The sequence below is a fragment of the Brevundimonas bullata genome, assembly GCF_014207965.1.
Taxonomy (GTDB): Bacteria; Pseudomonadota; Alphaproteobacteria; order Caulobacterales; family Caulobacteraceae; genus Brevundimonas; species Brevundimonas bullata_A.
The window spans coordinates 246,318-267,833 of sequence record NZ_JACHLM010000001.1; the positions used below are offsets into that span (position 1 = coordinate 246,318).

General features: G+C 69.0%; 20 protein-coding genes. 12 read left to right on the forward strand and 8 right to left on the reverse strand.

Annotation, left to right across the window (positions count from 1 at the left end; translation table 11 throughout):
• Positions 1–5: 5 nt before the first annotated feature.
• A complete protein-coding gene (locus HNP51_RS01205) occupies positions 6–1,022 on the forward strand; it encodes an HlyD family secretion protein (protein ID WP_184266100.1) in 1,017 nt (338 codons plus the stop codon).
• A gap of 206 nt (positions 1,023–1,228) precedes the next feature.
• Here the strand turns inward: HNP51_RS01205 and HNP51_RS01210 are convergent, their stop codons facing one another.
• Both HNP51_RS01210 and HNP51_RS01215 read right to left on the reverse strand, forming a co-directional pair.
• On the reverse strand, positions 1,229–2,026 hold the full coding sequence (locus HNP51_RS01210; RefSeq protein WP_184266103.1) for a crotonase/enoyl-CoA hydratase family protein: 798 nt from the start codon (positions 2,024–2,026) through the stop codon (positions 1,229–1,231).
• Positions 2,027–2,146: 120 nt separating this feature from the next.
• A complete protein-coding gene (locus HNP51_RS01215; protein ID WP_170136955.1) occupies positions 2,147–2,305 on the reverse strand; it encodes a hypothetical protein in 159 nt (52 codons plus the stop codon).
• A gap of 165 nt (positions 2,306–2,470) precedes the next feature.
• Between HNP51_RS01215 and HNP51_RS01220 the strand changes: the two genes are divergently transcribed.
• Positions 2,471–2,698, forward strand: a complete 228-nt coding sequence (locus tag HNP51_RS01220) for a DUF1289 domain-containing protein (protein ID WP_260398276.1) — start codon at positions 2,471–2,473, stop codon at positions 2,696–2,698.
• Between the two features lie 208 nt (positions 2,699–2,906).
• Positions 2,907–3,389: a TIGR02281 family clan AA aspartic protease gene (locus HNP51_RS01225; RefSeq protein WP_178825089.1), complete on the forward strand. Its 483-nt coding sequence runs from the start codon at positions 2,907–2,909 to the stop codon at positions 3,387–3,389.
• A gap of 131 nt (positions 3,390–3,520) precedes the next feature.
• Here HNP51_RS01225 and HNP51_RS01230 read toward each other — a convergent pair whose 3' ends face one another.
• Entirely contained in the window at positions 3,521–4,372 is an 852-nt protein-coding gene (locus HNP51_RS01230) for an LD-carboxypeptidase (protein WP_184266106.1), read from the reverse strand.
• An 82-nt stretch (positions 4,373–4,454) separates the two neighbouring features.
• Here HNP51_RS01230 and murC point away from each other — a divergent pair, with 82 nt between their 5' ends.
• The 8 genes from murC to HNP51_RS01270 all read left to right on the forward strand — a co-directional run bounded on the left by murC (position 4,455) and on the right by HNP51_RS01270 (position 14,161).
• A complete protein-coding gene (gene murC / locus HNP51_RS01235) occupies positions 4,455–5,843 on the forward strand; it encodes a UDP-N-acetylmuramate--L-alanine ligase (protein WP_184266110.1) in 1,389 nt (462 codons plus the stop codon).
• Positions 5,844–5,960: 117 nt separating this feature from the next.
• Positions 5,961–7,562: an ATP-binding protein gene (locus tag HNP51_RS01240; protein WP_184266113.1), complete on the forward strand. Its 1,602-nt coding sequence runs from the start codon at positions 5,961–5,963 to the stop codon at positions 7,560–7,562.
• A gap of 41 nt (positions 7,563–7,603) precedes the next feature.
• A complete protein-coding gene (locus HNP51_RS01245; protein WP_184266115.1) occupies positions 7,604–9,646 on the forward strand; it encodes a TonB-dependent receptor in 2,043 nt (680 codons plus the stop codon).
• A gap of 64 nt (positions 9,647–9,710) precedes the next feature.
• On the forward strand, positions 9,711–10,376 hold the full coding sequence (locus tag HNP51_RS01250) for a PepSY-associated TM helix domain-containing protein (RefSeq protein WP_184266118.1): 666 nt from the start codon (positions 9,711–9,713) through the stop codon (positions 10,374–10,376).
• 12 nt (positions 10,377–10,388) lie between these two features.
• A complete protein-coding gene (locus HNP51_RS01255) occupies positions 10,389–10,904 on the forward strand; it encodes a DUF2271 domain-containing protein (protein WP_184266121.1) in 516 nt (171 codons plus the stop codon).
• Positions 10,905–10,914: 10 nt separating this feature from the next.
• On the forward strand, positions 10,915–11,709 hold the full coding sequence (locus HNP51_RS01260) for a DUF4198 domain-containing protein (protein WP_184266124.1): 795 nt from the start codon (positions 10,915–10,917) through the stop codon (positions 11,707–11,709).
• A complete protein-coding gene (locus tag HNP51_RS01265) occupies positions 11,679–12,785 on the forward strand; it encodes an FAD:protein FMN transferase (RefSeq protein WP_311769881.1) in 1,107 nt (368 codons plus the stop codon). The genes HNP51_RS01260 and HNP51_RS01265 overlap by 31 nt, the downstream gene beginning before the upstream one ends.
• Before the next feature lie 2 nt (positions 12,786–12,787).
• Entirely contained in the window at positions 12,788–14,161 is a 1,374-nt protein-coding gene (locus tag HNP51_RS01270) for a sulfite reductase subunit alpha (RefSeq protein ID WP_184266127.1), read from the forward strand.
• Positions 14,162–14,197: 36 nt separating this feature from the next.
• Here HNP51_RS01270 and HNP51_RS01275 read toward each other — a convergent pair whose 3' ends face one another.
• The 3 genes from HNP51_RS01275 to HNP51_RS01285 all read right to left on the reverse strand — a co-directional run bounded on the left by HNP51_RS01275 (position 14,198) and on the right by HNP51_RS01285 (position 18,563).
• Positions 14,198–14,875 (reverse strand): Fe2+-dependent dioxygenase, encoded by a 678-nt coding sequence (locus tag HNP51_RS01275; protein ID WP_184266130.1) that lies wholly within the window; start codon positions 14,873–14,875, stop codon positions 14,198–14,200.
• An 80-nt stretch (positions 14,876–14,955) separates the two neighbouring features.
• A complete protein-coding gene (locus HNP51_RS01280) occupies positions 14,956–17,223 on the reverse strand; it encodes a TonB-dependent siderophore receptor (protein WP_184266133.1) in 2,268 nt (755 codons plus the stop codon).
• 128 nt (positions 17,224–17,351) lie between these two features.
• Complete coding sequence (locus tag HNP51_RS01285; RefSeq protein ID WP_184266136.1) at positions 17,352–18,563, reverse strand: NAD(P)/FAD-dependent oxidoreductase; 1,212 nt, start codon at positions 18,561–18,563, stop codon at positions 17,352–17,354.
• Positions 18,564–18,735: 172 nt separating this feature from the next.
• On the opposite strand from HNP51_RS01285, the gene HNP51_RS01290 reads away from it, so the two are divergent.
• Entirely contained in the window at positions 18,736–19,818 is a 1,083-nt protein-coding gene (locus tag HNP51_RS01290; RefSeq protein ID WP_184266139.1) for a helix-turn-helix domain-containing protein, read from the forward strand.
• On the opposite strand, the gene HNP51_RS01295 is transcribed toward HNP51_RS01290, so the two are convergent.
• Positions 19,815–20,360, reverse strand: coding sequence for a TniB family NTP-binding protein (locus tag HNP51_RS01295; RefSeq protein ID WP_311769882.1), 546 nt, complete (start codon positions 20,358–20,360; stop codon positions 19,815–19,817). The two genes, HNP51_RS01290 and HNP51_RS01295, sit on opposite strands and share 4 nt — an antisense overlap.
• Before the next feature lies 1 nt (position 20,361).
• Complete coding sequence (locus HNP51_RS01300; protein ID WP_184266145.1) at positions 20,362–21,402, reverse strand: S9 family peptidase; 1,041 nt, start codon at positions 21,400–21,402, stop codon at positions 20,362–20,364.
• Between the last annotated feature and the right edge of the window lie 114 nt (positions 21,403–21,516).

Consider the following 21,516-nt stretch of genomic DNA (forward strand, 5'->3'; position numbering starts at 1 on the left):
CCTCCATGCCTGCTTTCCTGAAAAACAAATGGCTCTGGATCGGCCTCGTGGCCCTGATCGTGCTCGTCGTCGGCTTCGGCATGTTCCAGAAGGCCAGCGCCGCCAAGAAGGCCGAAGAGACCGCTCAGAAAGAGAAGAAGGTCGAGAGCCCCTACGCCGCCATCGCCAACGCCAAGGTCGACATTGAGGGCGGCATCATCCAGGTCGCGGCCCGTCGCGGCGGCGTGGTGCGCGAAGTCCTGGTTCAGGAAGGCGACCGCGTCGTCGCCGGACAGATCCTGGCTCGCCAGGAAGACGACGAACCGCGCCTGTCGCTGCAAAGCGCCTCGGCCGACGTGGCCCAGGCCGAAAGCCAGCTGCGCCTGATCAACGTCGACATCGCCACCGCCCAGCGCGAGTTCGACCGCCTGCAGAAGCTGGTGGCCACCAACTTCGTCGCCGCCCAGAAGATGGATCAGGCCCGCGACGCCATCGCGCAGGCCCAGGCGCGCCTCGGCGCCCAGCAGGCGGCGGTGCAGACCGCCCGCGCCCGCCGCGATCAGGCCGCCTATAATGTTGAACTGACCGTGATCCGCGCCCCGCAGAACGGCCGTATCGTGCGCCGCTACGCCAACCCCGGCGCCGGCGCCTCGACCCTGAACGTGTCCAACATGTTCGATCTGGAGCCCGACGCCCCGCGCATCGCCCGCGCCGAGATCGTCGAGGCCGACATCCCCAACATCACCACCGATCAGGCCGTCGAGATCACCCCGGAAGGCGACCCGTCGAAGGTTTATGTCGGCAAGGTCCTGCGCCGCGCCGCCGTCTTCGGCGCCCGCAAGCTGGCCTCGGACGATCCCTCGCAGCGTTCGGACGAGCGCGTGGTCGAGGTGGTCGTGGCCGTCAACGACGCCCCGCTGTTGATCGGCCAGCGCGTCCTGGTCAAGTTCATGAAGCCGGGCGAAACCGCCCGGGCCAAGCGTGACAACAGCGTCGCCGGCGTGCCGGCTACGCGCTCGATGCAGACGCCGGCCCGCCGCTAAGGGTCAGCGAGGTTGAAATGGGAAAGGGGCGCTGCGAGGCGCCCCTTTTTTGTTGGCTGCGGCTCTTTCCGCCGCTCATCCCCGCGGAGGCGGGGACCCAGTGAGAGCTACAGCACCTCGGTGAGAAATCTCTGTCCCCAAGTCGCGCTTGAAGCCAAAGGACTGGGTCCCCGCCTCCGCGGGGATGAGCGGATAATGGTTGAAAGTCAGTTGCCCGTAAATTCCCCCGGCCGCTTCTCCAGCACCGCGGTCACGCCCTCGATGTGGTCGTCGGTCAGGTGGGCCAGGGCTTGCAGGGCCGCCGACAGCTCCAGCATCTGATCGAAATTCATGTCGCGGCCCTGACGCAGCAGGCTCTTGGCCATGCGCAGGGCCTGGGGCGGCTGGGCGGCGATCTGGGCCGCCGTGGTCATGGCCTCGTCCATCAGGGTCTCGTGCGGGACCACGCGATTGACCAGCCCCCACTGGTCCGCCGTCTCGGCGTCGATGGATCGGGCGGTGAACAGCATTTCGGCGGCGCGGACATAGCCGACGTTGCGCGGCAGCAGCCAGGAGCCGCCGTCGCCGGGAATGATGCCCAGCTTCATGAAGGGCACGCCGAAGCTGGCGCGGTCCGAGGCGATGCGGATGTCGCCGAGCCCGGCGATGTCGCAGCCCAGACCCATGGCCGGGCCGTTGACGGCGGCGATCAGCGGAACCTCCAGCCCATAGAGCGAACGCACGATGCGATGGACGACGCGACGATAGCGTTCGCGGATCGCCGCGCCCGAGCCCTCGAACAGGTCGCGGCGGTCCTTCATGGCCTTGAGGTCGCCGCCTGCCGAGAAGGCGCGGCCCGCGCCGGTCATGACCACGCAGCGGATCGAGGGGTCGGCGTTGACCGCCTCGCAGGCGGCGGCGAAGGCTTCGCCGTCTTCCAGATCCGGCAGGGCGTTCAATCGGTCGGGCCGCGTCAGGGTCCAGACCATGACCGAGCCGCGGCGCTCCTCGACGATCAGACCCATGATAATGCTCCTCTTGATGATGGAGCCGGTTTCAGCGGGGCGGGGGGGTTAAGGCAAGCGGAATTGAAAAACCCCGGCGTTGTGACCGGGGCTTGCGGATTGGATCAAATACCCTCGCGACTACGCGCGCGGCCGTTTGATCGTGATGGGCACAAAGTTCGAAGGGTGACTGACCGCGCGGTTGTTCGCGGGGTTCATCTGCTTCGTGTTGACCAGCATCCCGCCCCATAGGGCGAAGGACATCATGGCGTGCTGGAGATTACGGTCCTTGTCGTTCATTTGGGCGTCTCCTTTCGTTGAACGATGAAAGAAGACGCGTCGTGCTTATCGGGGATCTCACCGTCATAGTCGTTTCGCGTCAGGCTCCTAGATAGCCACGCTTGGTTAAAAAGTCAAGATTTTGGTCCGAAGCCGGACGTATTGTAGTTTCCCCGTCATAAAACCATGCGCCAGCCAGCAGCCCCCTCGCCCGCCAGACCGCCGCGTTCCGTCGCCACGCCCTGCGTCATGGTCTGCACGGTCGATGGGGCGTCGGGGCTGTGCCTGGGTTGTTTTCGCACCCTGCCCGAGATCGCGACCTGGAGCCGGATGAGTGCGGAGGAACGGGCCGCGATCATGGACGAACTGGAGGGGCGGCGGGGGCTGATCGACCCGGTGCTGCTGGGCGGGTAGCCTCTCCCCGTCATCCCGGAAGCGGCGAAGCCGCTATCCGGGACCGCAAGAAGCGCCGACCGCAGCGCCTTGGGCGGTCCCGGCTCTACGCCTGCGGCTTCGGCCGGGATGACGAGCAAAGACGGCGCGTAACAATGTTCAGCCGTCAACCTTTCGTTCGCCGTATCGCTTCACCCGACGCCAAGACCCTTGCGGCACAGTCGGCGTCATGATCCGTATCGATCCGCGCTCTGCTGTCGTTTTCGCCGCCGCCCTGGCCACGTCGCTGGCCTGTGCCGGCGCCTTGCGCTGGATGGACGGGACGGGCGAAGCGCAGGCCGCGATCGCCGCGCCCTCGGTCGTGCGCTCGGCGGACGGCCACTACTGGGCTGAGGCCGTCGTGGACGGACGCCCCATGCGCATGCTGGTGGACACCGGCGCCAGCGTCGTGACCCTGAGCCGCGCCGACGCGGAGAAGGCCGGCGTCAGCGTCGGCGCCGGAGACTTCACCCGCACTCTGAACACCGCCGCCGGTCCGGTGAAGGCGGCGCCGGTCGTCCTGCCGTCGCTGGCGGTGGCGGGGGTGCGACTGACCTCGGTCGAGGCTTTGGTGGTGGACGCCGACATGCCCGCCTCGCTGCTGGGCATGAGCTATCTGGGGCGGCTATCGGGCTTCGAGGCGCGGCCTGAAGGGCTGACCTTCAAGGGGTAAACTGCTTCCCTCTTCGTCATCCCGGAAGCGGCGCAGCCGCTATCCGGGACCGCAGGAAATGCTGACGTCAGCGCCTTGGGCGGTCCCGGCTCTGCGCCTCTCTGCGAGAGGCTTGGCCGGGATGACGAGTGTCAGCGCGTCACGCCGAACGGCACCACCTTGTTGTCCGGGTCGTGGCCGATGTCCGCGCTCCCCAGGTAGGGAATGCCCGAGCGCGCGCACCAGTAGCGGACGATCTCTTCCGCCGTCAGGCCGAAGTCGGGATCATTGGGCGTGACGTCGGAAACTCGGCCCAGGCGGATGCCCGCCGCGCGGCGGATCGAGGCCTGGCCCGTCAGGTGGAACATCATCCGGTCGACGCGATAGAGGGCCTCGGACACCTCTTCCAGCATGATGACGTGGCCGCTCAGGTCGGGCTCCAGCGCCGTGCCGACCAGCTCATTCAAGATGGTCAGATTGAAAGCGACGGCCGGGCGCGGGTCGTCCAACAGCGAGGGCTCCAGCGAGGCGCGGTCGCCGCTGACCAGCCAGTCCACCGCGCGACGGCCCGTGGCGTCGTGGCGCGCCCCGTCCGAGGCCATCGGCCCGTGGGCCACATGGGGAAAGCCCGCCTTGTAGAGCAGGGCCAGCAGGCTGCCCGCGTCGGAATAGCCCAGGTAGCGCTTCTTCCTCGCCACATCGGTCAGTTGCGGCAGCACCGCCTCGGCGATGCGGCAGGCGCCATAGCCGCCGCGCGCGAACCACAGGGCGCCCAGGCGCGGATCATTGGCGAACTCGACGAAGGCGCGGGCGCGGGTGGCGTCGTCGCCGCCGAAATGGCCGTGCTTGTTGAAGGTCTGCGGGTGGAAGACCAACTGAACCTCGCCGCCCGGATAGGCCTGATCCATCCAGGCCTGGATCGCTTCGCCGCGTGCGGGGTCCAGGCGCGAACTGGCGTTGACGACGCCGATCTTGAACGGCCCGGATTTGGCAGAGTCTGGCATAGGGATGGGGCTGGCCTCCGGCGTCGCCCGTGCTAGTCAGGCCGTCGGACATTCCCCGGTTTCGCGCGTCAAAATCAAGCCGATGAACAAAGACTATTTCTTCTGCGGCGTCGGCGGGTCCGGCATGCTGCCCCTGGCCATGATCGTTCAGGCGCAAGGGAACCGCATCGCCGGTTCTGACCGGGCGCTGGATCAGGGCCGGACCCCGGACAAGTTCGACTGGCTGCGCGCCCACGGCGTCGCCCTGCATCCGCAGGACGGGTCGGGCGTGACCCGCCCCGATCAGATCGTGGTCGCCACCGGCGCGGTCGAGGACACGGTGCCCGACATTGGCGCGGCCAAACGCGTTGGCGCAGAGATCAAGACCCGGCCCCAGTTGCTGAGCGAACTGTTCAACGCCGCGCCGACCTCGATCGGCGTGGCCGGGACCAGCGGCAAGTCGACCATCACCGGCATGGCGGCCTGGATCCTGGATCAGGCGGGGCGCCAGCCCACCGTGGTCAACGGCGCCGTGATGAAGAATTTCGCCGATGCGGACCATCCCTTCGCCAGCGCCCTGGTCGGCGGTCCCGATCTGTTCGTGGCCGAGGTGGACGAGAGCGACGGCTCCATCGCCCGCTATGATCCGACGGTGGCGGTCGTGTCGAACATCTCGCTGGACCACAAGTCGATGGAGGAGTTGCGCGACCTGTTCGGCGGCTTCGTCGCGCGGGCGACGACGGCGGTGCTGAACCTCGACAATCCCGAAACGGCGGCGCTGGCGCAGACCCTGCCGACGGGCAAGGCCGTAACCTTCGCCCTTGGCGAGGAAGAGGCGGACCTGTCAGCCCACGACCTCAATCCCCTGCCGACCGGCATGAGTTTCGAGCTGCGGGTGCGCGGCGAGGCCCCGCGTCCGGTCGTGCTGAACGTCCCCGGCGCGCACAACGTCGCCAACGCCCTGGCGGCCCTGGGCGCGGTGAAGGCGCTGGGCGTTTCGGTCGACGACGCGGTCGCAGCGCTCACGACCTTCGCCGGCATCCGGCGGCGGCTGGAGGTGGTGGGCGCGCAAAACGGCGTCACCGTCATCGACGACTTCGCCCACAACCCCGACAAGATCGCCGCCACGCTGAAGACCCTGCACGCCTTTGACGGGCGGCTGCTGATCCTGTTCCAGCCGCACGGCTTCGGCCCGCTGAAGCTGATGAGGGCCGAGTTCATCGAGGGCTTCGCCGGGCTGATGCGCGAGCATGACGTCCTGCTGATGCCCGAGCCGGTCTATTACGGCGGGACGACCGACCGCAGCGTGGGCAGCGAGGACATCGCGGCGGGCGTGCGCGCCGAAGGCCGTCAGGCCGAGGCCCTGGCCACCCGCGCCGACTGCGGCGACCGCATCGTCGAGATCGCCCAGCCCGGCGACCGGGTGGTGGTCATGGGCGCGCGCGACGACAGCCTGTCGAGCTTTGCAGCGGAGCTATTGGCGCGATTTTAAGCTCCGTCGTCGGAGCAAGCGTCAGATTGCGCTTGCAAAACATTCATTTCCAGCAAAGCGGCTGTTAAGCCTCGCCCGCCTAACTGCGCTCTCGCAAAACGCGGGAGGGGCGACAGAATGGCCAGGATCGGAGACTTCGTCGAGGCGGCGCCGCCCATGGCGCCCGACGCCTTCGGCGCCGAGGCTTTCGACCGGTTTCAGGCCGAGCCGGACACCCTGGTCATCGCCGTGGTGGACGCGGACGGGCGGCCCGTCGGCCTGATCGAGCGCAACGCCTTCACCCTGAAGATGGCGGCCGAGTTCGGCCGCGCCCTCTATGCCCGTCGTCCCATCTCGGCCCTGATGGACCCGTCGCCCTTGCTGGTCGAGGCCGACGCCTCGGCCGAGGTCCTGTTCCAGTCGATGGACGCCGCGGATCTGGGCGCCCTGCTGAAGGGCTTCATCGTCGTGTCACAGGGGCGCTACATCGGGGTCGGGGCGGGCCTGCACGTCATGCAGGCGGGGGTGGCCATTCACAAGCGCCGCGCCGAGGCCATGAGCGATCTGGCCCAGAATCTGGTGCGCGCCGAGGCCGAGGCCCGCGCCTCCAGCCGCGCCAAGTCCGAGTTTCTGGCGGTGATGAGCCACGAGATCCGCACGCCGCTGAACGGGGTGCTGGGCGTCGCCGCCCTGATGGAGCGCGAGCTGACCCAAGGCTCGCTGCGCCCCTATGTCCGCACCATTCTGGACTCGGGGGCCAGCCTGTTGCGCCTGCTGACCGACGCCCTGGACATGTCGCGCGCCGAGGCGGGCATACTGACGCTGGAGCCCGCGCCGCTGGACCTGAACGCCGTGGCCGCTGACCTCTCGGCCCTGTGGCGGCCGCGCGCGGAAGAGAAGAACCTGGACCTCACGGTGACGACGGCGACCGACGCCGCGCGCTGGGTCGTCGGCGACGAGATGCGGCTGAAGCAGCTTCTGAACAACCTGATCGGCAATGCGCTGAAGTTCACGAGCGAGGGCGCCGTCGAGGTCAGCCTGACCACCCGGCTGGACGACGGGCGGGTGCGGCTGGACGCCGTCGTGGACGACAGCGGCCCCGGCGTCAGCGACGCGGCGGCGATCGCCATTTTCGAGCCCTTCAACACCGGCGAGGCCGGGCGGCAGGGCGCGGGCGCCGGCTTGGGCCTGGCCATCTGCCGCCAGATCGTCGAGCGGATGGAGGGACGACTGGCGCTGGAGCGGTCTCCATCAGGCGGGGCGCGCTTCCGCTTCGACCTGCATCTGCCGCTGGCCGAGGCCGACGCCCGGCGCGACGAGGACCGAACGGCCGCCCCGACCCCGCACGAGACCCTGCACGTCCTGGTGGTGGACGACAACGCCGCCAACCGCTTCGTCGCCGGCAAGGTGCTGGAGCTGTTCGGTTGCACCCACGAGACGGCTGACGACGGGCGACAGGCGGTGGAGTGGGCTGCGGTCGCCCCCTTCGACCTGATCCTGATGGACGTGAAGATGCCGGTGATGGACGGGGTGGCGGCGACGCGGGCCATCCGCGCCCTGCCAGGCCCCGCCTCCGTCGTGCCCATCCTGGCCCTGACCGCCAACGCCGACCCGCGCGACGAGGCCGAGTATCTGGCGGCGGGCATGGACGGGGTGGCGCAGAAACCGATCCAGCCCGACGCCCTGCTGAACGCCATCCGCCTGGCCCTGTCGCGCCACACAGTCGCAGCGGCGGCTTAAGGGCGCGCCTCCAGGCGGGCGCTGGGCTATGGTCCCGCTCGATGCTTCAGGACACGCCTCCCGCCCCGCCGACCACCGCCCTTGACGAGGTGATCGTCACCGCCGCCCGCCTGCCTCCGGCGGCGGGCGAAGCGGCCTTTTCCGTGATCCGCCTGGGCGCGGAGACGCTGTCGACAGCGACGCGGCTGGACGAGGCCCTGGCGACGGTTCCGGCGGTCTCCCTGTTCCGGCGCACCTCCAGCCTGGCGGCCAATCCGACGACGCAGGGCATATCCTTGCGGGCCATCGCGCCGTCGGGTGCGGGACGGACGCTGGTGACGCTGGACGGGGCGCCGCTGAACGATCCCTTCGGCGGCTGGGTGATCTGGTCGCAGGTTCCGACCGAGAGCGTCGAGAGCCTGGACATCGTGCGCGGCGCGGGCGCCGGTCCCTATGGCGCGGGGGCGCTGACCGGGGTGATCCAGCTGAGGGAACGCGAGCGCGGCGGGGTGCTGGACGCCTCCATCGGCGAGCGTGGCGGCGCGCGGCTGGCGGGGGCGGGCGGCGTCGACGCCGGCCCGATGCGGCTGACCGGATCGGCGCTTTACGAAACCAGCGACGGCTATATCCCCGTGCGCGGCGCAGCGGCGGGGGCGGCGGACACGCCGCTGGACCTGGAGGCGAAAAGCGCCTCGCTGCGGGCGGATATCCCGCTGCCGCCCGCTTTGGGCGAGGCGGCCCTGTCGTTGCGGGCCGCCGCCTATGAGGAGAATCGCGGCTCGGGTCTGGCGGGGGCGCGGGCCACGGCCAGCGGCCATGTGCTGTCGGCCACGGCGGCCAAACGCCCGACCGAGGGCGACTACGGCTGGCGGCTGCAGGCCTGGCGGCGCGAGAGCGACTTGGCCAACACCTCGGTTGCGGTGGCGGCGGACCGGGCGACGACCACGCCCGCCAACGACCAGTATGAGACGCCCGCGACCGGCTGGGGCCTGAACGCCGCCCTGCGCCGGGTCGAGCGCCCGATGGGCGGCGGGCGGCTGGAGTGGGAGGTCGGCGCCGACGCCCGCTTCAACGAAGGCGAGACGCGCGAGCTGTTCCGTTCCATGGGCGGAGCCTTCACCCGCGACCGCGTCGCCGGAGGCGAGACCGCCGTGGCGGGGATCTACGGCGAAGGCTCGCTGGAAAACGGGCCGTGGCTGCTGGCCGGGGGGCTGCGGCTGGACGGCTGGAAAAACCGGAACGGACGGCGTCTGGAACGCGACCGGGCCACCGGGGCGGCGACGCTGGACGAGGTCGATCCGGAACGCTCGGGCGAGGTGGTCAGCGCGCGGCTGGCGGCGCGGCGCATGATCGGCGGCGGCTGGGCGGCGCGCGGGGCGGCCTATTCCGGCTTCCGGCCGGCCACGCTGAACGAACTGCACCGGCCCTTCCGCGTCGGCAACGACCTGACCGAGGCCAATGCCGGGCTGGTTCCGGAAACCCTGCAAGGCGTCGAGGCCGGACTGGCGTTTGAGGGGCCGATCTCGTCGCTGAGCGCTACTCTGTTCTGGAACCGGATCGAGGACGCCGTGGTCAACGTCACCATCGGCGAGGGCCCGGCGACCTTCCCCCGCGCCGGCTTCGTGCCCGCTGGCGGCGTGCTGCGCCAGCGCCAGAACGCCGGGACCATCGAGGCGACCGGCCTGGAGATCAGCGCCCGCCAGAGGCTGCGCGGCGGACTGGACCTGACCGGCGCCGTCTCCGTCACCGACGCCCGCGTGGACGGCGGATCGGCCGCGGCGCAACTGACCGGCCTGCGCCCGGCCCAGGCCCCGATCTGGAGCGCCTCGGCCGGGATCGACTGGCGCGCCAGCGACCGGCTGAGCCTGAGCGCCCGCGCCCGCTATGAGAGCAAGCGCTTCGAGGACGACCTGAACAGCCGGGTGCTGGGCGCCGCCGTGACGGCCGACGCGCGGGCCGACTGGCGGGTGAATGAGACGACCTCGCTGTGGCTGGCGGCCGACAATCTGTTCGACGCCGAGGTCGAGGTGTCCGAGACCGGAAACGGCGTCGAAGGCTATGGCCCGCCGCGTTTGATCAGCCTCGGCCTGCGGCTGACTTACTGACCCGCGACATTCCGACGCCTAAACGGTATTGCAAATCGTTCGCAGAGTATGGCACAGCCATATTGTGACTGAAACCGCCGCAAACCCTGCCAAATCCGCTGCCCGTCCCAAGGCGGCGCTGAACGCCAAACGGTCGTTCTGGCTGAAGCAATTGCACAGCTGGCACTGGATCTCGGCGGCGGTCAGCCTGGTCGGCATGATCCTGTTTGCGATCACCGGCATCACCCTGAACCACGCGGCGCAGATCCCGGCCGAGCCGGTGGTCAAGGAGGCGACGGCGACCCTGCCCGCGCCCTTGCTGGCGGGCCTGGCCGACTTCCCGGAAGACACCACCGACCCGGTCCCCGCCCCCGTGGCGCGCTGGGCCGCCGAGGCCTTCAAGGTGCAGGTCGAGGGCCGCGCCACCGAGACCACGGCGGACGAGATCTATGTCGCCCTGCCCACGCCCGGCGGCGACGGATGGCTGACCATCGACCGTTCCACCGGCGAGGCCCTGCACGAGAAGACCACGCGCGGGGCGGTCGCCTATCTCAACGACCTGCACAAGGGTCGCAACGCCGGGGTGGTCTGGTACTGGTTCATCGACGTCTTCGCCGCAGCCTGCGTGATCTTTTCCGTGACGGGTCTGGCCCTGCTGTGGCTGCACGCGCGCGGCCGTCCCTCGACCTGGCCCATCGTGGCCCTGGGTCTGCTCATTCCTGTCGTTATCGCCCTTCTGTTCATCCATTGACGAGCTCCCCTCATGCGTAAGCTTCCCCTCGTCCTGACCGCTGCGGGCCTCGCGGCCGCCGCCCCCGCCGTCGCAACCGCCGCCGATCTGAGCGTCAGCGTCGAGTTGCCGCGCATTTCCAGCGCCTCCTATCACCGGCCCTATGTGGCCGTGTGGATCGAGAAGCCGGACCAGTCGACGGCCCAGACCCTGGCCGTCTGGTACCAGCAGACCCGCAACAACGAGGGCGACGGCAAGGACTGGCTGAAGGACCTGCGCACCTGGTGGCGCAAGGGCGGTCGCGCCATGGCCATGCCCGCCGACGGCGTGTCCGGCCCGACCAAGGCTCCCGGCCGCCACGCCGTGACCGTGCCGGGCGCGCGTCTGCGCAATCTGCCTGCGGGCCAGTACAACATCGTCGTCGAGGCGGCTCGTGAACTGGGCGGTCGCGAGGTCGTCCGCGTGCCCTTCCGCTGGGGCGCCGCCAACACCGCCGCCGGAACCGGCTCCACCGAACTGGGCGCCGTTCGCGTCGCCGTGACCCGCTAAGGATCTGACCATGAAGAAGACCCTCGCCTTTCTGTCGCTGGCCGCCGTCCTGGCCGCGCCGCTCTCGGCCCAGGCGCACCGCGCCTGGCTGGCCCCGACCTCGACCGTCCTGTCGGGCAACGACGCCTGGGTCGGTTTCGACGCCGGCATGTCGAACGGGGTCTTCATCCCCGACCACGCCGCCATGCGTCTGGCCGGTCTGACCATCACCGCCCCGGACGGTTCGACCGCCCAGGCCGAGAACGTCCATCAGGCCAAGTACCGCTCCAGCTTCGATCTGCACCTGTCGCAGCCGGGCACCTATCGCGTCGCCAACGTCGGCTCGGGCTTCATGGCCAGCTACAAGCAGGGCGGCGAACAGAAGCGCTGGCGCGGGGCCGAGGCCGACTTCCCCGGCGCCCTGCCCGCTGACGCCACCGACGTCGAGGCCGTCCGCACCGACAGCCGCACCGAGACCTTCGTGACGCTCGGCGAGCCGACCGACCTGACCGTCGTCGGCAAGGGTCTGGAACTGGCCCCGGTCACCCACCCGAACGATCTGGCCGCCGGCGAGGCCGCCACCTTCAAGCTGCTGAAGGACGGCCAGCCCGCCGCCAATGTGGACGTGACCATCGCCCGCGGCGGCATCCGCTATCGCAACAACCCCGAAGAGATCACGGTCAAGACGGGCGCGGACGGCGCCTTCAGCGTGACCTGGCCGGAAGCCGGTCTCTACTGGCTGGGCGCCTCGGTGCGGACGGCGGGCGTGAACGGCCAGCCCGGCACGAACGCCTCGTGGAACGGCGCGCTGGAAGTCCTGCCCTGACCTCGAAACGCTCCAGCTCAGCCCCGCCGCCGCTCCAGATCGGAGCGGCGGTCGAAGGCCGTCAGGACAGCCGCGTCCTGATCCCGCCGACCACCCGCGCGCCGGAACGGCCGCCCAGCGACCTGATCTGGTCGCTGGCGGGGGAGAGCATGGGCACCACCTGGTCGGTGCGTCTGGTCCCGCCGATGGGGTCCACGCAGGACGCGTTTCAGGCGGCCATCGACGAAGAGCTGGCGCGCATCATCGCCCTGTTCAGCCCCTGGACGCCGGCCAGCGAGATCAGCCGCTTCAACACCGCCCCCGCCGGGACGTGGAAGCTGTCGGACGACTTCTGGAGCCTGTTGAACGCGGCGCTGGATCTGGCCGACGACGTCAACGGCGCGGTTGATCCGACGCTGGGGGCCTTGGTCGACCTGTGGGGCTTTGGTCCGCCGGGGCCGCGCGATCCGCTCACCCCCTTGCCGTCCGCCGAAGAGATCGAGGCGGCCCTGGCCGTGTCCGGCTGGCAGAAGCTGCGGCTGAACCGCGACGCCCAGGCGGCGGTTCAGGCCGGCGGCACGAAGCTTGATTTCTCTGGCATAGCCAAGGGTCACGCCGTGGACCGCGTCTCCGCGCGTCTGACCGCGATGGGCGCGACCTCGCATCTGGTCGAGATCGGCGGCGAGCTGCTGGGGCGCGGGGTCAAGCCGGACGCCCAGCCCTGGTGGGTCGAGATCGAGGCTGTGCCGGGCTCGCCCGCGCCGCATACGGTGGCGGCCCTATTCGATGTGGCGGTGGCCACCTCCGGCGACTGGCGCCGGGCCTTTGTGCATGAAGACCGCCTCTATCCGCACACCCTCGACGGTTCGACCGGGCGGCCGGTGGACAATGGACTGGCGCAGGTGACGGTCTTTGACGCCTCGGCCATGCGCGCCGACGCCTGGGCCACGGCCCTGATGGTGCTGGGGCCGTTCGACGGGCCGGAGTTCGCCGAGGCGATGCAGATCGCGGCCCACTTTGTGGAGCGGACGCCGCGCGGCCTGGTCGAGCGGATGACGCCCGCCTTCGCCGCCATGATGGACGAAGAAGAAGCCTGATCGTGACCGCCGACCTGTCCCGCTGGCTGTGGACGGCCTTCGCCGTCGCCCTGTGGCTGGCCCTGATCGGCCTGACGGTGTGGCGCGTGCGCGCCGCCGCGCAGAAGGCCGTCGAGCAGGCGCGGACGCTGGCTGAAGCGGCCGGCGACGACGCCGTGCTGATCGCCTTCGCCAGCCAGACCGGCTTTGGCGAGGAACTGGCCTGGATGACGGCCCGCGCTTTGGGCGACGGCGGCGTCGGCGCGCGGCCCCTGTCATTCGCCGATCTGGATCTGGAGACGCTGAAGGGCGCGCGGCGCCTGCTGGTCATCGCCTCGACCACCGGCGAGGGCGACGCCCCCGACAGCGCGGCCCGCTTCGTGCGCCAGGTGATGGCGGCGGATGTGGACCTGTCGCATCTGTCCTATGGCCTGCTGGCCTTAGGCGACCGTTCCTATGACGCCTATTGCAGCTTTGGCCACGCGGTCGGCGACTGGCTGGAGCGCAGCGGGGCCCAGACCCTGTTCGACCGGGTCGAGGTCGACAACGGCGATGCAGGCGCGATCCGTCACTGGCAGCATCAGCTGAACCAGCTGACCGGGGCCACCTCAGCCCCCGACTGGACCCCGCCCGCCTATGACCGCTGGCGTCTGGTCGAGCGGACCCTGCTGAACGCCGGCAGCCCCGGCGGCGAGGCGTATCATCTGGCCTTCGAGCCCATCGACCACGCGCCCGAATGGGCGGCGGGCGACATCGCCGAGGTCGGCCTGCCCGTCCGCGACGGCGAGCAGCCCGCCAGCCGCGAATACTCGGTCGCCTCCCTGCCCTCGGACGGGCGGGTCGAGTTCTGCATCCGCCTGATGACGCAGCCCAACGGCACGCCGGGTCTGGCTTCCGGTTGGCTGACGCAAGACGCGCAGATCGGCGACGAGGTGGCCATGCGGGTGCGGGCCAACCGCAGCTTCCACGCCCCGCCGGCGGAGGCCCCCATCATCCTGATCGGCAACGGCACCGGCATCGCCGGCCTGCGCGGCCACCTGAAGGCGCGGGCGCAGTTCGCGAAGACCGGCGGGGCCTGGCTCCTGTTCGGCGAGCGGACGCGGGCGCACGACGCCCTCTATGACGCCGACCTGCAAGCCTGGCTCGCATCGGGCGTCCTGACCCGTCTGGACCGGGCCTTCTCGCGCGACGGGGGCGAGCATCGCTATGTGCAGTCGCTGGTGGCCGAGCACGCCCGGCCGATGGCCGACTGGGTTGATCGCGGGGCCTATGTCTATGTCTGCGGCAGTCTGGAAGGCATGTCGAAGGGCGTGCACGCGGCGTTGGAGGCGGCGCTGGGCGAGGAGCGGCTGATGCGGCTGACCGACAGCGGGCGGTACAGGCGCGACGTTTACTGAAACGCTTCCCTCTCCCGCCGGGAGAGGGTTGCCACCTCAGACCTCCGACCAGCGGCGCAGCAGGTTGTGATAGAGGCCGGTCAGTTCGATCACCGCCTGATCCTTCGGTCCCCTGTCCAGATTGACCCGCTGGGTGGCCACATCGAGACGGAACAGGCTTTCGCGGTCGGCGTCGTCGCGGACCAGGCTCTGCAACCACATGAAGCTGGAGACGCGGGCGCCGCGCGTGACGGGCGTGACCCGGTGCAGGCTCTTGGACGGATAGAGGACCAGGTCGCCGGCGGGCAGCTTGACCGACTGGGCGCCGTACAGCTCCTCGATGATCAGTTCGCCGCCGTCATAGTCCTCGGGCTCGGACAGGAAGAGGGTGGCCGAGAGGTCGCTGCGGATGCGGATATTCCCCCGCTGCCGGATGGCGTTGTCGACGTGGAGGCCGAACTCGCCGCCGCCCTCGTAGCGGTTGAACAGGGGCGGAAAGATCGTGTGCGGCAGGGCCGCCGAAACAAACATGGGATTGGCGTTCAGGGCCTGGACGATCAGGGCCGAGACCTCGCGCGCCGCCGCGCTGTCCTCGGGCAGTTGCTGGTTCTTCTTGGCCGTCGCCGACTGGTGGCCCGAGGTCATGTTGCCGTCGGCCCAGGGACCGGCGTCAAGGGTGCGGCGCAGAGCCGCGACCTCGGCCTTGGTGAAGACGTCGGGGATGTGCAGCAGCATGGGAGCCTCGATCAGATGCGCATCGGCCCCGCCGCTCGGACGAACGACGGGGCCGACAGAATGGCGCGAAACGCTGTCGCTTAGTAGCGGAGGTTCAGCGTCAGGATGGCCGAACGGCCCGGCGCCACGTCGGCGTGGTGAACGCCGTTGGTGCGCATGATGTATGCCTCATCGCCCGCGTTCTGGACATTCAGCTGCAGCGCTGCGCGATCGCTGAGGTCGTAGGAGGCGAACAGGTCCACGCGGGTGTATTCCGGGGCGTAGATGCGGTTCGCGCCGCCGCCGGCGCCGCCCTGATTGCCGCCGAACGACTTGCCGACATAATAGACGCCGCCGCCCAGGCTGAGCTTGGGCATGAGGCGGTAGGTGGTGAACAGGCTGGCGGTGTGCTCCGGGGTATTGGCTAGGGGATCGCCGACGTTGACGTTGGCCGAGGCGCCCTTGACCAGTTCGGAATCCATCCAGGTGTAGCCGCCGAAGACCTGCCACTTGTCGGTGATGTTGCCCGAGACGCCCAGTTCCAGACCCTGAACCTCGACCTCGCCGACCTGATAATACTTGCCGTCGCCTTCCAGAACCGCCGCATTCTTGCGGGTCAGGTGGAACAGGGCGCCGCTGAGGGCCAGACGGTCGTTGAACAGGTCGGCCTTGGCGCCGATTTCGAAGCTCTCGGTGTCTTCCGGATCCAGAATCGCGGTCAGCAGGTTGCCTGTGCCGGTCCCAGCGCCGGTGTTCTGGTCGCCCGCCGAAATGGTCGGCGGCGTCGAGGAGGTGGCGTAGGAAGCGTAGAGGCTGGTGTTCGGCGTAGGCTTATAGACCAAGCCGACCTGATAGTTGACGAAGTCCCAGTCGCCCTTGAACGGCTTATAGACCGGGGCCGCGACCGTGCCCGTGGCGTTGACGGCGTCGACCGAATAGTCGTCCCAGCGCAGGCCCAGGTTGACGATGAACTTCTCGCCGAAGCTGATCGAGTCGAAGGCATAGACGCCCAGCGAGTCCGTCTGGCTGTCGCTGACCACGCCGCGCGTGATCGTGCCGGTCCAGGGATCGTTCGGGTTGGGGTCATAGACCGGGGTGCAGTCGAAGCCGGTCAGGGGCGCCGGACAGGCGCTGCCCGACAGGGTGGTGACCACATAGGAAGCGTTCTTGTTGGTTTCGCGCGACAGTTCGACGCCGACGTCGAAGTCGTGCTTGATCGAACCCGTCGTGAACGAGCCGTGCAGGTCGGTGACGTTGGCCAGGGTCTCAGCCGGGTTCCAGCGCGACTTGGTGCCGCGCTTCATCCACCAGACGCCGTTGACCAGCGCCGCCGTGCCGCCGTCGCCGGGATTGGTGACGACATAGTCGTTCAGCGTCTGCGAGTAGCGGGTGACGTTGCGGATCGCCAGGGTGTCGCTGAAGCGGTGATCGGCGGTCAGTGTCAGGCTGTCGACGGTATTGGTCAGATAGTCGCGCCCCTTCAGGCCGTAGAAGCTGTCATAGGGCACGTCGAGGACGCCTGGGGCGTCGGGGCGCGGACCGTTGGCGCCGGCCAGCTTGGTGTAGAGCGGGATGCCGTAGTCAGGCATCTGGTCGCTGTCGAGGTGGTAGTAGCTGGCGGTCAGGGTGGTCGGCGTGCCGAGGCCCATGGCGACGGCGGCGCCCACGCCCCACTTGTCGAAGTCGACCGCGTCGCGACCGGCGACATCGCCCTGTGCGGCCATCACATTCAGACGCATGGCGGCCGTCGGGCTGACCTGCCAGTTGGCGTCGACCGTGCCGCGCGCATAGCCGTCCGTGCCGGCGCCGGCCGAGCCGCGGATGAAGTTCTGCAGACGCGGAGCCTTGGAGGACAGGTTGATGCTGCCGCCGCCCGAGCCGCGGCCCGAATAGACCGAGTCCGGGCCCTTGATGACTTCGACCTGCTCCAGGTTGAAGACCTCGCGCTGCTGGCCGCCGGTGTCGCGGATGCCGTCGACGAAGATATTGTTGCCCGAGGCCTGGCCGCGGATGAAGGGCCGGTCGGCCAGCGGCTGACCGCCCTCGCCCGCGCCGAAGGTGATGCCCGGCGAGGTGCGCAGGATGTCCTGCAGCGAGGTGGCGGCGGTCTGTTCGATGATCTGCTGAGGGATCACGGTGACCGCGCGCGGGGTGTCGAGCAGGGGCGCGACGAAGGTCTGGTCCTTGGGCTCGCGCCGGGTGCGCTGGCCATGCACGTCGATCGTGCCCAGGTTGGTGGCGTCCTGGGTCACGTCGGCCGTCGCGATGGGGGCCTCGTCAGCGGCCAGGGCAGGCGCCGCGCACAGCATGCCGGCGGCGCTGGAGGCGAACAGAAGCGCCTTGAGGGCGGAGGAACGAGCGTCGGACATGGGGGAGGAACCAGTCAGTGATAATGCGATCTGGTCGCAATATCAGATTCCTCACCTGCGACAATCTGACTCCTGCGACTAAATCGCATTTGCGGCTCAGATGTCACACCACCGTCATGACGGCGCCCTCAATCCGGTTTCGCCACCGCCTTTATCGAGGTCGCGGGGTCGGCCAGCAGGGCGGCGTCCACAGGGGTCGCCTTGCCGATCAGCAGGCGCCCGCCCATGAAGTCGGCGGGGGCGTTGACCGCCTCGACGCAGACGATGCGGTCGCCCTTCAGGTGGAAGACAGCGAAGGCGCCTGTCGCCGGATCGCCGCGCACGACCTGCCGGTCGGCGTCGAAGGGCAGGCCGGCGATCTGAAGTTTCACGTCATACTGGTCGGACCAGAACCACGGCACCTCTGGCGCGGGCGCCGCGCGGCCGACGATGGCGGAAGCGGCCTGCTTGGCCTGCTCAAGCGCGTTGGGCACGCTTTCCAGCCGGTGCATCCTGCCGCCGTGGACCGGGATGGGCCGGTGGGTGACGTCGCCGATGGCGTAGATGGCGGGGTCGCTGGTGCGGGCGGTGTCGTCCACCACCACGCCGTTCTCGCAAGCCAGACCGGCGGTGCGCGCCAAGGCCTCGCGCGCCAAGGCGCCGACGCCGACAAGGACAGCGTCCGCCGCAATCAGGCCGCCGTCGGCCATCCGCACGCCGCCGTCCTCGAAGCCGGCCACCTCGGCGCCGGTCAGGATCTCGACGCCATGCTGGCGGTGCAGATCGGTGAAGAAGGCCGAGAGGGTTTCCGACGCCACGCGGGCCAGCACCCGATCCATGCGCTCGATCACCACCGCCTCGGCGCCGAGGGCGCGAGCGGAAGCCGCCGCCTCGAGACCCACATAGCCGCCGCCGACCACGGCCAGACGCTTGCCGGGAGCGAGCGCGGCCTTCAGCCGTTCGGCGTCCTCCAGGGTGCGCAGCCCCAGCAGGTCGGGCCGGTCGGCGCCCGGGATGGCCAGCTTGCGCGCCATCGAGCCGGTGGCCAGGATCAGCACGTCGTACGGCTCGAGCGTCCCGTCGGCGAAGGTCACGGTCTTGCCCGCCGCGTCGATGGTCGTGGCGACGACGCCGGTGCGCAGGTCGATCTTCTGTTCGACGTAGAAGCTCTCGGGGCGCAGCAGCAGGTCCTCCAGACCCGCCTCCCCCTTCAGCCAGGCCTTGGACAGGGGCGGTCGCTGATAGGGCGCCGCCGCCTCCTCGCCCGCCAGGACGATCTCGCCCTCAAAGCCATACTGTCTCAGCAGCGCCGCCGCCGAGCCCCCCGCGTGTCCCGCGCCGATAATCAGAACCTTGGTCATGGCCCGACAGATAGTGCGGCGCGTCGCGAGAGGCGAGAGGCGAGAAGCCAGAGGCGAGAGGCTTGGGCGTCCCCCGCCGGGAAACGTCTCTTCAGCCTGGGAAAAGCGCAAATGTGTCTCACGCCTGAGAAAACCGCTTGGCGGTCGGCGTAACCTCGGTCATTGAGCCGCCATGAACGGCGCTTTGGACACCTCAGGCGGAGAGCTGCGGTTCGAGCAGCCCATCCCCCGTGTCCGCCACGTGCGTCTGCCCGGCGAAGAGATGCTGGACCTGATGCGGCGCACGGCGCAGTCCGTGGCCTTCGCCTTCCACCTCGACGCCGAGCGCACCGCCGCCCAGCCCGGGTTCGAGTATTCGGGCGAAACGGCTGTCTTGCCCGACGGCGTCATTTCCCGCTCGACGATGCGCGGTTCGACGATCCTGGAGCGCGATGCGGCCCGCATCGCCGCCACCGGCGCCGACCAGCTCTTCATCATCATCCTGGAAGCGGGGCTGATCGACCTGCAGCCGACGCGGTCGGGACGGCGCCTGCGCGAAGGCGACATCCTGGTCGTCGATCTCAAGAAGGCCGTGACCCTGACCCAGTCCGACTACACCGGAATGATGATCGTCATTTCGCGCAGTCTGCTGCCCAAGGAGGTCCGTTGCCTCGACCTGCATTGCAGCGAGATTCGCGCCGATCATCCGCTCGCGCGCGTCATCGCCGGCACCTGCCACCGGCTCTGGGAAGACTCGCGACGGATGACCCCGGCCCAGGGCGCCGTCGTCTTCCGCGGCGCCATGGACATGCTGGGGCTGGCGCTGACCGACAGCAGCCGCGCCCGCGGCGAGGAGGTGCCGTTGAAGGTCGGCGCCGAAGCCATCATCGACGATCACTTGCAGGACGCCGCCCTGACGCCCGCCTGGATAGCCGGGCGGCTCGGCGTGTCGCGCGCCACGCTCTACCGCACCTTCACCGCCTACGGCGGCGTCGCCCGCTTCATCGACGAACGGCGACTGCAGCGCGCCTGGGTTCTGATCTCGTCGCCCGGGGGGCCCACGATCGCACAGGTCGCCAACCTGTGCGGCTACGCCAGCAAGGCCCGCCTCAACCGCGCCTTCGTCGAGCGTCTCGACGCCACGCCCGACGCCATCCGTTCGGCCACCGGCGAAGCGCGCGACAGGCTGCATGAACGCGCGGCGCTGGAGATCATAGACAGCTGGGATCGGCGCTCCGGCCGGGCCATCCTGAGCGAGCAGGCCACAGCCCACTAAGACCGCCCCGCCACTCCTTTACTAACTCGGAAGATTGCCGGCAGCATACCGGCCGCATCCAATCCAGACGCCTCCCCCAAAACACCCTGCTCGACGATCGCTTTCTCGAGCTTGGCGGCGAAACCGGCAAACACGCGCTGATCCTCTTTAACCCTCGCCCTCAACGGCTCGAAATCACAGGGCGGCAAGAGACGGCCATTCAATTGCAGATTTCGACCGACGAGCGCGCCCGCATCCTGCGTGCCGAGAAAAACCGTCGGGACAACGTCTGCGCCCAGCATGCCTTCAAGCGTATCTTCGACGTCATTCTTAGGTCCGCTTCGGTAGTTGAGGTGCTGCACCTCATCCACAAACAACAGCTCCGTCCCAAAGCGCTCAACGCCAGCCATCACGCGGCGCTTCAGAAAAAGCTCATTCCCGGGCGTCGAATGCGGATCGCCGAATTGATCAAGGATGGATGTCAGGAGCTTCTTGAGCGTCGCCGTGCGCTCAAGATCCACCTTCAACACAGGAATGGATGCTGACGTTCCGGTTAGCGACACCTTAAGGCGCGGATCGCGTCAGAATTCGTCCATTTCCATAGGCCGCATCCAACCGCCCCGTCCGCGCCCAGTCCAACACCGCCTGATAGTAGCCGGGCGCATACCCCAGCGAAGTCCTCACGCCATTCGGCGCGGTTTGGAAGCGAACGATGCCGTGGTCGGTGTCGGGGTATTCCAGCAGAGTAATGGGCCGGCCCTGCGCCGCCAGGTCGATCAGCCGTTGACGGGTGGCGTCCGGCGGGGCGGCGATGTCGTCTTCTGCCTGGATCCACAGCATGGGCGTGTCCAGACGGCTGAGCACCGCCAGGGGATCGTAGTCCCAGGAGGTTCCCAGATCGAGGACAGGGGCCATGGCGATGATCTGATCGTTCGGCGTGTTCAGGAGGAAGCCGGTAAACTCGCCCTTGATATCCGCGAACCAGGGTTCGGCGCCATATCGGGCCCGCGCCGCCTCCAGATCGCCAAAGCCTGCCTTACCGTGCGAGCCGATGAATGCGCTCGTGACATCAGTGATCGCGCGCGCCTGTTCGAGCACGTCGGCGCCCCACCCCTTGGCCTTCAGATCCAGAACCACCTGATCGCTGTCTTCCGACAGGGCGCCATAGGCCAAACCGAAGGCCACGGTGACGAAGTCGACAGGCGTCTGGCTGGCGGCGAGCGGCGCAATCCAACCGCCCTGGCTCGCACCATGCAGACCGACCCGACCCGCCCGCGCGCCGGCCAGACGACGAGCCTCCAGCACCGCAGCCGCTGCATCTTCCGCCAGCACGTAGAAGTCTTGCGTATAACTCCCCTCCGATCCGCCGGAACCCCGCTTGGCGTAGACGAAGACGCCGACGCCGGACGCGGGGGCGAACCGCTGGAAGGCGTTGAAGTCCAGGGCATTGGCGCCTTCGGAGCCGTGCACCTCGACCATGATGGGGACCGGCCCATCTCCCGGCGGAAGGATCAAACGCCCGTTCAGGCGGGCGCCGCCCTGGCCGGTGAATGTCGTTGGCTGAGAATCCAGAGCCAAGCGGCGCCCGACCTTTCCCTCAAACATGATCCGCCCCACTTCACAGCTCCCAAGCTGAGGTTGCGGACCTTCGACACGGGTAGTCGAACCCAAGGTGCTGATCCAACGCCCATCGGTGTCGAGGGTCATCCTGGCGGTGGA

Coding starts and splice junctions, on each gene's coding strand:
- HNP51_RS01210 (WP_184266103.1), bottom strand. CDS start 2,026: ATGGGTCTGATCGTCGAGGAGCGCCGCGGCTCGGTCATGGTCTGGACC.
- HNP51_RS01290 (WP_184266139.1), top strand. CDS start 18,736: ATGAACGGCGCTTTGGACACCTCAGGCGGAGAGCTGCGGTTCGAGCAG.
- HNP51_RS01215 (WP_170136955.1), bottom strand. CDS start 2,305: ATGAACGACAAGGACCGTAATCTCCAGCACGCCATGATGTCCTTCGCC.
- murC (WP_184266110.1), top strand. CDS start 4,455: ATGAACAAAGACTATTTCTTCTGCGGCGTCGGCGGGTCCGGCATGCTG.
- HNP51_RS01230 (WP_184266106.1), bottom strand. CDS start 4,372: ATGCCAGACTCTGCCAAATCCGGGCCGTTCAAGATCGGCGTCGTCAAC.
- HNP51_RS01245 (WP_184266115.1), top strand. CDS start 7,604: ATGCTTCAGGACACGCCTCCCGCCCCGCCGACCACCGCCCTTGACGAG.
- HNP51_RS01285 (WP_184266136.1), bottom strand. CDS start 18,563: ATGACCAAGGTTCTGATTATCGGCGCGGGACACGCGGGGGGCTCGGCG.
- HNP51_RS01205 (WP_184266100.1), top strand. CDS start 6: ATGCCTGCTTTCCTGAAAAACAAATGGCTCTGGATCGGCCTCGTGGCC.
- HNP51_RS01275 (WP_184266130.1), bottom strand. CDS start 14,875: ATGCTGCTGCACATCCCCGACGTCTTCACCAAGGCCGAGGTCGCGGCT.
- HNP51_RS01300 (WP_184266145.1), bottom strand. CDS start 21,402: ATGTTTGAGGGAAAGGTCGGGCGCCGCTTGGCTCTGGATTCTCAGCCA.
- HNP51_RS01280 (WP_184266133.1), bottom strand. CDS start 17,223: ATGTCCGACGCTCGTTCCTCCGCCCTCAAGGCGCTTCTGTTCGCCTCC.
- HNP51_RS01225 (WP_178825089.1), top strand. CDS start 2,907: ATGATCCGTATCGATCCGCGCTCTGCTGTCGTTTTCGCCGCCGCCCTG.
- HNP51_RS01255 (WP_184266121.1), top strand. CDS start 10,389: ATGCGTAAGCTTCCCCTCGTCCTGACCGCTGCGGGCCTCGCGGCCGCC.
- HNP51_RS01260 (WP_184266124.1), top strand. CDS start 10,915: ATGAAGAAGACCCTCGCCTTTCTGTCGCTGGCCGCCGTCCTGGCCGCG.
- HNP51_RS01220 (WP_260398276.1), top strand. CDS start 2,471: ATGCGCCAGCCAGCAGCCCCCTCGCCCGCCAGACCGCCGCGTTCCGTC.
- HNP51_RS01240 (WP_184266113.1), top strand. CDS start 5,961: ATGGCCAGGATCGGAGACTTCGTCGAGGCGGCGCCGCCCATGGCGCCC.